Origin of the sequence: Mycobacterium colombiense (assembly GCF_001672755.1) — a bacterium.
GTDB lineage: Bacteria > Actinomycetota > Actinomycetes > Mycobacteriales > Mycobacteriaceae > Mycobacterium > Mycobacterium colombiense_C.
The window spans coordinates 1-10335 of the sequence record NZ_LZKI01000180.1 but is presented as its reverse complement, the minus strand read 5'-3'; the positions used below and the strand labels follow the sequence as shown (position 1 = coordinate 10335).

The window sequence follows — 10335 nt, the reverse complement described above, 5'->3', positions numbered from 1 at the left end:
GCAGCGCGAATCAGCAGCGGAAGATTATCCATGCTCTGGTCTCGTGCAAGTGGACGATACGGTCGGACCGTGCCCAGAACTCTCGGTCTGAGGCGCTCAACATCATGCGAAACCGCAAGGGCCGCACCCCGCACACGGTCGTGGTAACCGGAGAACCCACGCCCTCCCGCCTCGCGTCGCTCGCACTGGGCACTGGCGACCTGGACGTCGTTTACCACTTCGCGCTCCCCGAACTAGAGCAAGGTGTGCAACTCAGCGGTAATGACGAGGCGATCCACATGCTCGAAATCCTGATTAAGGGCAAGCGGCTGCGGGACATCACCGATCTCGCGCTCGACCTGACTGTCTAGTCGCGGGATCGCCAGCCCTTTTCCGTCATGGCCGAGGTCACCCGGCTCACGCAGCCGTCGAGGTCGGCCTTGACGTCCTGGTCCCAGACGCGCACGACGCTCCAGCCCATCTCGCGCAGCGCGGAGTCGGCGGCGCGGTCGCGTTCGATGTTGCGGGCGATCTTGGTGCGCCAGTAGTCGGAAGAGGCCGTCTCGGGGTTCCAGTGGTCGGGGTGACCGTGCCAGAACACGCCATCAACGAAAACGGCGACCCTCCAGCGGATGAAGACCAAGTCAGGCCGACCTGGAATTTCTTTGCGGTGAAGGCGATAGCCCGTAGCCCCGACTGCACGAAGCGCCTTTCGCAGCGCGAGTTCGGGCTTGGTGTTCTTCGCACGGATGGCGGCCATGTTCCGAGATCGCCCCTGGGGCGTCAGGTGATCCGCCACGGCACCGAGTCTGCCCGACGGGCTAGGGCAGAGTCCGGTCCGCCCTGAGATAGCGGGGTTGCATCGAATGGCTACCAAGGGCGTAACCGAGGCAAGTTGGGCGAGACACCGGCTTACATGGCTTGCGACGCTGCCGCCGTGACCGACGACGGTGATCTTTCCCCCAACTACGGCGACATACCGTGGTGGAAACTGCGGGTAACGCCTGGAACCAGGAGGCCCTTCGGGGGCGAAAAGCGACTTGCGGCGTATCTGTATTTCAACGTTCCCGTCGGAGGGACGTTCACGATGCGCCAGCTACGAGAGGCCCTCGGCGAGGAAGACACGCCGGAGCAAGCTGAGCATCTCAACCGCCGCCTCCGGAATCTCAAGCCACAGGGCTGGCGGTTTACGTCCTATAAGGACCAGTACGGCCAAGCGATGGATGAGTATGTGCTGCAGGAAAAGGGAAACAAGCTGTGGCTCGGTGAGACAACGAAACGCTCGAATATCTCGGCCGCTCTCAAGAGACAGGTCTACGAGAGGGACCACAACCGCTGCGTAATCTGCGGTGTTGGCGCAGGGGAGCCGTATCCCGGCGAGCCCGGCACGGCAGCCCGCTTAACTGCAGGACATCGGACGGCCGAAGCCCGCTACGGCGAAGCAAGCCTCGACAACTTGCAGACCGAGTGCGCCCGATGCAATGAGCCAGCTAGGGACACGCCGCCTAACCCGGAGGTGCTGGGTGAGGTGATGGCCGCAGTGAAACAGCTTGGCGCAGCAGAGAAGGCCGCGCTTCTAGCATGGCTCGAAAGCGGCTACCGGCACCGAAGCAGGGTTGACTTCGCGTTCGACCGCGCGCGAAAGCTGGCAGCATCCGAGAAGGATCAGGTGATGGAGTTCCTTCGGGGCGCGACCAAGGGCATGCGCAGTCAAATTTAAGGTAAGGAGACGGGTGCACGCCGCTAGATCAGCCGGAGGACACCGCCGTCATGGTGGTGTTCGTCTCGTATTGCCGACGGTCGCCGGTGGAGGCCAGGGGACACCTATCTGATTTCTTCAGGCAACCAGAAAGACTCGGCCGTGTCGCTTCCGTTCGGTATCAGCCTTTCCTTATTGGCTTTTCCAGCCCGTATCGCTTCGATGATCGGGTGAATTGGTTTGTTGGTACACGAGTTGCCGTACATGTATCCGAGTCCGGAAGTCTTAACGGCGTTAAACCGATTACTGAGTTCGATGATGACCTGCGCGGACCCTGGATAAACGAAGTCGCCAAACAGAGCCTGCGTAGACCAAACGCTTGCCAACCCACTCGTCTTTCCGTCGAGAATCGCTTTTATGTTTCTCGTGCACCGCTGTATCCAGAACGGCCACACGACGCATTCCGCTCCAAAGTGATCTTCGACCTCCGCTTTACGGACTAGAGGCGACGTCAGTTCCCGCTGGTACTGCGGGATGAAGTGGGAAGGCCCGACAAATTCGATGAACGTCCTTCTCCCATTGTGCGTGAATGAGATGTCCACCCGCTTACGCCCAAACGGCACCTGGCATTCAACGCTGGTCCCCGGCAACACGATCTGTAGAAGTTTCCGGACAATCAACTCATCCAGGCTTCGGCGCGCACTCCCTACCTGGGGAATGAGCGGGCTTTCGATCTTGCCGCTTCCCCATGCCTTATGGAGGTCCAGTTCACCGATGACAGTCGATCCGTTTAGAGACTTGGTTGGCAGTACCCGCAGAAGGTCGGTTCCGACTTCAAGGATTTCAGCCGCATCTTCTATACGAAGAAACGAGCCGCAGTATCTGTCTGAGTCATGAAGTAGAAAGATTCCCTGCGACGCGCCTATCCATGCCATCCGTCTCTCATCTCTGCCGTGTCGGTAAGCCGTCAGATCGGACCGGTGTTCCGAGGCCGTGCGCGCCGCGTCGCACGCTACCGCTGGAAGTTGCCGTAACAGTCGATCGCGTAGACGGGCAAGCCGCCGACCATGCCGACAACCGGGAACACGAACCGCTCGGTGTAGGAGTCGTGGATCAGTGCCCCGTCGCCCTCAATGACCGTGCCAGGCCTCATCATCCAGTTCTCGACGTAGCGGCGGAATGCCTCAGCCGTAACAACCGGAGCGTCACCAAGAAAGCCGACGGCGAGCAGCCAGGCGTCAGGGTCTGCCGCGATGTCTGAGCGGACGCTGTCGCCCGTCCATTCGATACCTTCGATTCCGGTCATGCTACGCAACCGGGGTTACTCCCTTCCTTGCCTCGACCGGCTCCACGAGGTGCTGGCCGGGTGAGCAAATAGCTTGACTGGGGCATCGTTGTCACGACGATGTCACAACTTAGTACGACCAATGAGGACTGCTGCGGACTTACATGGATAGCATTCCGCAGGTCACAGGACTTTCGCAATTTGCTATGGACCCGGCTGGACGGCGTAAACCAGCTTGGGAAGCTGATGTTCTGCCATTGAACTACATCGGCACTGTCGCCAAGGAAGGCTAGCACCCGGCGGCACCTGTCGAGGTCAGGATGGCTGATCGACCGAGCCGCCGCGGCCGCCGCGCGCCACCGCGCCGGAAAGCAGCTATTCCTTTCACAAATTCACATACTCATATTTATTATTTCGTTATTGCACCGTAATATGCACGGGATGGGTCGACACGAATTAGCCAGGAAGCGGCGCAAACCGTCGGTGGCCCTGGCAGCGGTGCTCGCCCCCGCGGCCGTGTTCTTCGCGGCGTCCGCAGACGTCCACCCCACAGCGCCCCATACCGAGGCCAAACCCGTTATCAGCGACACCCCTCCGTGCTGCGTTCAAATCGTGACCGCGGCGTCGCATCGGCTCATCAAGGGGTCCCCTGACGGCGAGCCCACCGCGGCGTCGCGGTATCACACCCGGGCCCGCTTTCTGACCGCCGACGTCGCACCGGAACGCGGCATGCAGATCCGGACGATCCTGGTCGCGCGCAGCATCACCGCGGACTTCCCGCAGATCCACGAGATGGGGGGAGTGCGCCCGGATCCGTTGCCGTGGCACCCTCTCGGCCTGGCGGTCGACGTGATGATCCCCACCCCGGGGTCCGACGAGGGCATCGCGCTGGGCAATGCGATCGTCGCCTACGTGCTGCAGAACGCCAACCGGTTCGGCATTCAGGACGCGATCTGGCGGGGCGTCTACTACACGCCCAACGGAGCCCAGGCGAGCCGGCTCGGCCACTACGACCACGTGCACGTCACGACCACCGGGGGCGGATATCCCAGTGGCAGCGAGGTCTACCTCCGCTGAACACGTAGAGCAGCCAGCTAGGCTCGTCGCGTGCTGCTCTCCGATCGCGACCTCAGGTCCGAAATCACCGCCGGGCGGCTCGGCATCGAGCCATTCGAAGCCGGCCTGGTGCAGCCGTCCAGCATCGACGTGCGGCTTGACTGCATGTTCCGGGTGTTCAACAACACCCGCTACACCCACATCGACCCGGCCAAGCAGCAGGACGAGCTGACCAGCCTGGTCGAACCGGACGCCGGTGAGCCGTTCGTGCTGCATCCCGGCGAGTTCGTGCTCGGTTCGACGCTGGAACTCATCACCCTGCCCGACGACCTCGCGGGGCGCTTGGAGGGCAAGTCGTCGCTGGGTCGCCTCGGCCTGCTGACGCACTCGACCGCCGGGTTCATCGATCCCGGCTTCAGCGGCCACATCACGCTGGAGCTGTCCAACGTCGCCAACCTGCCGATCACCCTGTGGCCGGGCATGAAGATCGGTCAGCTGTGCATTCTGCGGCTGACCAGTCCCGCCGAACACCCTTACGGCAGTAAGCAAGTAGGTTCGAAGTATCAGGGCCAGCGAGGACCGACCCCGTCGCGCTCCTATCAGAACTTCATAAGGACTACATAGGTTCTACAGCGCTCTCACGCTCCCCTTGTGCGCGATACTTAGTTAGCCATGGTTTTTTTCCTCCGCCTGGCCATGGCTCATCGTGCAATACCTTTGGAGGGGTTTGTATTGGATATCGTGCTCGGGGTGTCGATGGCACCGTCGTCGATCCAAATGGTCGTGCTGGAAGGCGAATACGCCGACGGCGCCACGGTAGAAGAGGACACGTTCGACGTCACTGACGTCGACGACGCGGCTACGACGACCGGGCCCGATCAAGTGATCTCCGCCATCCTGGGTACCCGCGAGGGCGCGGTCGACGCCGGTCTCGAGCTGTCATCGATCGGCGTGACGTGGACGGATCAACTCGAAGCCGCAGCCTTGCGCGACGCGCTTGCCGCCCACCGGATCGACAACGTGATGCTGGTCTCGGCCTTTTTGGCCGCGGCCGCGCTGGCGCAAAATGTCGGCGGCGCAATGGGTTACGAGCGCACCGCCGTGCTGCTGGTGGAGCCCGGCACCGCGACGCTGGCGGTCGTCGAGACCTCCGACGGTTCCATCCCGGATGTCTACAAACAACAGATCCACGCCGAGTCCTACGGCGATGCCGCCGAGCAGCTCAGCGCGATGGTCGCCGGGATGGAGAAGCTGGAACTTCTACCGGGCGGCCTGTTCTTGGTCGGCTCGGGCATCGACGTCGCTCCGTTGAAGTCGGTGTTGCAGTCGACGACGTTCCTCGACGTGAGTGTGGCCGAGGAGCCGGAGACGGCGCTGGCCCGCGGGGCGGCACTGGCGTCGGCGAACGCGCCGCTGTTTGCCTCGTCGACCGCCGCGCTGGCCTATGCGCAAGACCCGGGCACCGGCGCGGTCGACCAGCACTCCCTACCCGAATACCTCTATGTCCCGTTCGGGCAGAAACCCGGCGACGACGAGCTCGCCTACAGCGCGGTCGGGGACGACGACGCCGATTCACCAACCGTCGTCATCGAAAAGCTCTTCCTTCCCGAAGAGAGCCAGCCGAAGCGGAGTCCGGTCCTGCTGGTCGGCAGCGGGTTGGCGGTGGTCGGGATCAGCGCGGTGCTGGCGCTCGAGATCGCGTTGGCGATCGGCATCCGCACCACGGGAACCGTCGCCTTGCAGCCCACCCCGGGCCAGCACCTCATCGTCCCCGAACAGGCCCCGGCGCCGGCGCCGGTGCAGGCGTCCGAACCGCTGTCGAAAATCAGCCTGCCCGCCCCGGCGGCGGCACCGCAGCCGTTGAGCCCGCCGGTCGCCGCGCCGCTGCCCGCGGTCCCGCCGCCGGCGGCGGGACCGCTGCCTGCTGCGCCGATCGTTCCGGTTCCCGTCGTGGTTCCCCCGGTGCCGGTTCCGGTTCCCGTGCATATCCCGGTTCCCGACCCGGTCGATCCCCCGATGCTGGCGGTCCCGCCGCATCTGTCCATCCCGCAACCGGTCCAGCCGCAACCTCCGGTGCACCTGCCGCAGCCCCCGCAGGTCGGCGGCACCATTCCGCAGTCACCGCCGCACCAGACGCCGCCCGGCGAGGGCACCCCGCCCAAGCCGAGCGGCCCCGGTAACTTCGGCGGCGGCCACTCTCCGACGCCCGGTGAAAACGGCCCGGGCGGCCCGGGTGGGCACGTTCCGACGCCTGGGTCGGGCGGCTCGGGTGGCGGCCACGTTCCCACGCCGGGATCCGGCGGTCCGGGCGGCCTGGGTGGTGGGCATGTCCCGACGCCCGGGTCGGGTGGTCCCGGCGGCCTGGGTGGTGGGCATGTCCCGACGCCGGGGTCAGGTGGTCCCGGCGGCTTCGGCGGTGGCCACGCCCCTGCTCCCGGCGGTATCCCCGGCCTGGGAGGCGGCCACGCCCCTGCTCCCGGCGGCGGCTTCGGCGGCTTCGGTGGCGGCCACGCTCCGGCTCCCGGTGGCGGCGGTGGTTTCGGTGGCTTCGGCGGCGGTCACGCCGGCGGCGGCTTCGGCGGTGGCGGCGGCTTCGGTGGCGGTCACGGCGGTGGCGGCTTCGGTGGCGGTCACGGCGGTGGCGGCTTCGGCGGTGGTGGCGGCGGCGGACACCGCTAACCCGTTTGCCAACCAACCCACAGCAATCGCGCTTACTCCCGCGAGATCACACGGGTAGGGTCGGGTTATTGAGGCTGGCCACAAGATGCCGCCTCACCCGCCAGAATTTCATCAGCCAAGCAACGTAGGCGGGCATGCGGCCCTTGCCCTGCTGCGGCAGGAAATTTCTGGTGACCGATTAATAGTGGTATTGCCGATGGGGTTTCGAGCAATACAGCAAACCGGGCAGGGGGAACTTAAGCGGTGGTGGGCATCGTGCTTGGCGTCTCGATGACGCCGACGAAAGTGCGCATGGTGCTGGTCGAAGGCGAGAGCGCCGACGGGGTCACCGTCGACGAGGAGGACTTCGACGTCGACACCCAGCGCACCGCCAGGCCCGGCACCGCCCCCAACGAAGTGATTTCGGCGATCCTCGGCACCCGCGAAGGCGCCACCGACGGCGGCTACCAACTGCTGTCGACGGGTGTGACGTGGACGGATCACGTCGAAGCGGCGATGCTGCGCGACGCCCTTATTTCACACAAGGTCGAGAACGTCATGCTCGTCTCGGCCTTCATGGCCGCGGCCGCGCTGACGCAGGCCGTCGGCGACGCCACCAACTACGCACGCACCGCGCTGCTCTTCGTCGAGCCTTACAGCGCCACCCTGGCCGTCGTCGACACCGCTGACGGCGCCGTCTCGGAGGTGCGCCGCAGGATCCTTCCAGAGGACGAGGACCAAGCGGTAGCCGAACTCATCGACATGGCGTCCGGCGCCGAGGCGCTCGAAACCCACCCCGAGGGTCTGGTTCTCGTCGGTTCCGGCGTCGACATCCCGCTGATCAAACCGGCGCTGGAGGCCGCGACCTCGCTCGAGTTGTCCGTGCCCGACGAGCCGGAGATGGCCCTGGCGCGAGGGGCCGCGCTGGCGTCGGCGAATGCACCATTGTTCGCTTCGTCGACGGCCGCGCTGGCCTACGCGCTGGATCCGGGCACCGGCGAGGTAGACCCGCTGGTCCTCGCCGGACAGTACCCCGGCCTGCTGCCCGGTTATCAGCCCGAATACCGCAGCCACATCGCGGCCCTGGCCGCCGATGTCGACAGGGGCAAGACCAACGTCGCCTACAGCGCCGTGGCGGACGACGACGCCGACGCCAAGACCCTCATCGGTCTCGACGAACGCGCGCGTCGGCGCAAGTCTGTCCTACTGGTCAGCAGCTCGCTGGCGGTGATCTTCATCGCCGCAGTGGTCGCGCTGGAAATCGCGTTGGCGATCAGCATTCGCCCGACCGTGGCGTTACGGCCCAGCCCCAACGAAAACATCGTCGCCCCGGCTCCCACGCCGGCCCCGCTCAACCCCGGCCCGCCGGTGCAGGCGCAGCCCAAGGTCGAACCGCCGCGGCCGCTGGCCGCGCCGCGCCCCATCGCGCCGCCGGCTCCCGCCGCCCCGGTCCTACCGGCCCTGCCGCCGCCGGTGTTCGTTCCGCCGCCCCGGCTACCGGTACCCGGGTTTGGCGGTGGCCACGGGCCCCTAGGCGGCCATGGTCCGTTCGGCGGCGGTCACGGTCCGTTCGGCGGCGGTCACGGACCGTTCGGCGGCGGCCACGGCTTCGGCGGGGGCCATGGGTTCGGCGGCCACGGCTTCGGCGGTGGTCACGGTTTTGGCCACCGGTAGTGTGTCGCGCTTCACACGCTTGTCTGACCGGGCGCGCTAGGCTGGCAAATCGGGGTTGCGGCCGCGGCCAGAACTCTTCGTACGTCCGGCTGACTCTCGAATCGCGAGACCCCCGAGGTGGCGCCAACGCGGCCGCCCTGGCTTGCGCAGCAACCAATTGGACGATTTGGAGGAGCGATGGACGTCGTACTCGGCGTGTCTATGGCACCTGAGACGGTCCGCATGGTGCTCATCGAAGGTGAGGCCGCCGGCGGGGTGACCGTCGATCAGAACGGTTTCGACGTCGCCGGCAACGAAACCCCCAGCGCCGCAGCGAATCACGTCGTCGCAGCCATCCTTGGCACCCGCGACAGCGCGGCCCAGGGTGGGTACCGGCTTCGATCCAGCGGAGTGAGCTGGACCGACCCCGCCAAGGCGGCTGCGCTGCGAGACGCGTTGGCGGCCCGCAAGATTGAGAATGTGATGCTGGTCTCGGCGGTCATGGCCGCCGCGGCTCTGGCGCAGGCCGTGGGCAGCGCAACCAACTGGGCCCGCACCGCGTTGCTGCTCGTCGAGCAGAGCAGCGCGACTCTGGCGGTCGTCGACACTGCTAACGGGACCGTCACCGACGTACACCGGCACCCATTGCCCGGCAGCGACGACGCCGCACTGGCGAAGCTGACCGCGATGGTCTCGGGCGCCGAGTCGATGAGCGCGCGGCCCGACGGGGTATTTCTGGTCGGCTCGGAGGTGGACATCCCGTCGATCAAGCCGACGCTCGAGGCCGCGACCGCACTGTCGGTCACCACGCCCGAGGAACCCGAGATGGCCCTGGCGCGGGGCGCCTCGCTGGCCGCGGCGAACGCGAAGCTGGGAGCGCCCCGCACGGTCTCGATGCCGACCGCGCAGACTTCGTCGGCCGCCGCGATCGAACTCGCCTACAGCGCAGTGGACGATCCGGCCTCCGACGCCCACCCGGCCGCCGACTCGCGCCAGCGACGCAGCCGCAAGTCGATCTTGACGATCGCCGCCGTCACCACGGTCTTCGTCGGCGGCATCGTGGCATTGGCGCTGGCACTGGCCTTCGGCATCGGCCCGCACGCGGACCAGCAGCCCGACGTCAGCACCAACGTCGTCGCCCCGCAGAATCCGGACGCCGGTCCGCCGGGGCCGCCCCCGCCGTCGGACGCGCCGGCGGCTCCGCCGCAGGCCCCCGCGCCGTCGCCGCAGCCCTCGCCGCATTCCGGTGACCATCAACACTGGGATGACTGGCTGCACCGCCACCTGGGTACGCAGATTCCGACCCAAATTCCATCGCCGTAGCTCGCTCGCCGCCCCGTCCCGGGCCGCCACGCGCGTGTCGGACGCGCGTAAAATCGGGTCGTTAGGGGAATACCGGTGGGGACTCAGGAATTGTCTCGTGCCATCACATCGTGCGACGAGCTCGGCCCCACCGTGATCGGCTAGCAAACGACTATTGGAGGAGCTTTGGACACCGTACTTGGTGTGTCGATGGCCCCGACTGCAGTCCGGATGGTGCTGGTCGAGGGGGAAAACGGCGACGGCGCGACCGTCGATGAAGACAATTTCGACGTCGCCGCGACCGCAGATGCAGCAACGGTAACCGCCTCGGACCAGGTAGTCTCGGCCATCTTGGGAACGCGTCAGGGCGCAGCAGAGGGCGGCTACCAACTGGCCTCGACCGGGGTCACATTCACCGACCCCCTGGAGGCCGCCGCACTGCGCGACAAGCTGGCCGCCCACAAAGTCGAAAATGTGATGCTCGTCTCGGCCTTCCTGGCCGCGGCGGCCCTGGCCCAGGCGGTCGGCCATCAGACCAACTACGCGCAGACCGCGCTGCTCTACATCGAGCCCGACTCGGCGACGCTTGCGGTGGTCGACAGCGCGGACGGATCCATTGCCGACGTTCAGCGGCAGGGTGGTCGCCGCCTCCAGGGCGGGCTTGATCAGCGGGATGTCGATGCCGGAGCCGACGACGAACACG

11 protein-coding genes and 1 tRNA gene are annotated in these 10335 nt (G+C 66.2%); 8 read left to right on the top strand and 4 right to left on the bottom strand.

Annotated features, from left to right (window positions below):
- Positions 1-350 (top strand): NgoMIV family type II restriction endonuclease (locus A5708_RS22810; protein WP_331250456.1); only part of this gene is annotated, 350 nt, incomplete at its 5' end.
- Here A5708_RS22810 and A5708_RS22805 read toward each other — a convergent pair.
- Positions 347-778, bottom strand: coding sequence for a very short patch repair endonuclease (locus A5708_RS22805; RefSeq protein ID WP_269199407.1), 432 nt, complete (start codon positions 776-778; stop codon positions 347-349). The genes A5708_RS22810 and A5708_RS22805 overlap by 4 nt on opposite strands.
- A 138-nt stretch (positions 779-916) precedes the next feature.
- Here A5708_RS22805 and A5708_RS22800 point away from each other — a divergent pair, with 138 nt between their 5' ends.
- Positions 917-1699 (top strand): HNH endonuclease, encoded by a 783-nt coding sequence (locus A5708_RS22800; RefSeq protein WP_155766152.1) that lies wholly within the window; start codon positions 917-919, stop codon positions 1697-1699.
- Positions 1700-1803: 104 nt separating this feature from the next.
- Here A5708_RS22800 and A5708_RS27035 read toward each other — a convergent pair whose 3' ends face one another.
- From A5708_RS27035 to A5708_RS27030, 3 genes are all read right to left on the bottom strand, one after another.
- Positions 1804-2613, bottom strand: coding sequence for a hypothetical protein (locus A5708_RS27035; protein WP_155766151.1), 810 nt, complete (start codon positions 2611-2613; stop codon positions 1804-1806).
- A 77-nt stretch (positions 2614-2690) separates the two neighbouring features.
- On the bottom strand, positions 2691-2984 hold the full coding sequence (locus tag A5708_RS22795; protein WP_065030787.1) for a hypothetical protein: 294 nt from the start codon (positions 2982-2984) through the stop codon (positions 2691-2693).
- A gap of 186 nt (positions 2985-3170) precedes the next feature.
- Positions 3171-3229 (bottom strand) — tRNA-Gly (locus A5708_RS27030).
- Between the two features lie 175 nt (positions 3230-3404).
- Here A5708_RS27030 and A5708_RS22790 point away from each other — a divergent pair.
- The 6 genes from A5708_RS22790 to A5708_RS22765 form a co-directional block, all read left to right on the top strand.
- Complete coding sequence (locus A5708_RS22790; RefSeq protein ID WP_065030786.1) at positions 3405-4040, top strand: hypothetical protein; 636 nt, start codon at positions 3405-3407, stop codon at positions 4038-4040.
- A 30-nt stretch (positions 4041-4070) separates the two neighbouring features.
- Positions 4071-4643, top strand: a complete 573-nt coding sequence (gene dcd / locus A5708_RS22785; protein ID WP_065030785.1) for a dCTP deaminase — start codon at positions 4071-4073, stop codon at positions 4641-4643.
- 117 nt (positions 4644-4760) lie between these two features.
- Positions 4761-6698 (top strand): DUF7159 family protein, encoded by a 1938-nt coding sequence (locus A5708_RS22780; RefSeq protein ID WP_269199408.1) that lies wholly within the window; start codon positions 4761-4763, stop codon positions 6696-6698.
- Between the two features lie 243 nt (positions 6699-6941).
- The gene (locus A5708_RS22775; RefSeq protein ID WP_081293054.1) at positions 6942-8351 is read left to right on the top strand and encodes a DUF7159 family protein; all 1410 of its coding nucleotides are present in this window, start codon (positions 6942-6944) and stop codon (positions 8349-8351) included.
- A 177-nt stretch (positions 8352-8528) separates the two neighbouring features.
- The gene (locus A5708_RS22770; RefSeq protein ID WP_065030783.1) at positions 8529-9653 is read left to right on the top strand and encodes a DUF7159 family protein; all 1125 of its coding nucleotides are present in this window, start codon (positions 8529-8531) and stop codon (positions 9651-9653) included.
- A gap of 210 nt (positions 9654-9863) precedes the next feature.
- The coding region (locus tag A5708_RS22765; protein WP_419538349.1) for a DUF7159 family protein at positions 9864-10335 on the top strand (472 nt) is incomplete at its 3' end.

Coding starts and splice junctions, on each gene's coding strand:
- A5708_RS27035 (WP_155766151.1), bottom strand. CDS start 2,613: ATGGCATGGATAGGCGCGTCGCAGGGAATCTTTCTACTTCATGACTCA.
- A5708_RS22795 (WP_065030787.1), bottom strand. CDS start 2,984: ATGACCGGAATCGAAGGTATCGAATGGACGGGCGACAGCGTCCGCTCA.
- A5708_RS22790 (WP_065030786.1), top strand. CDS start 3,405: ATGGGTCGACACGAATTAGCCAGGAAGCGGCGCAAACCGTCGGTGGCC.
- A5708_RS22770 (WP_065030783.1), top strand. CDS start 8,529: ATGGACGTCGTACTCGGCGTGTCTATGGCACCTGAGACGGTCCGCATG.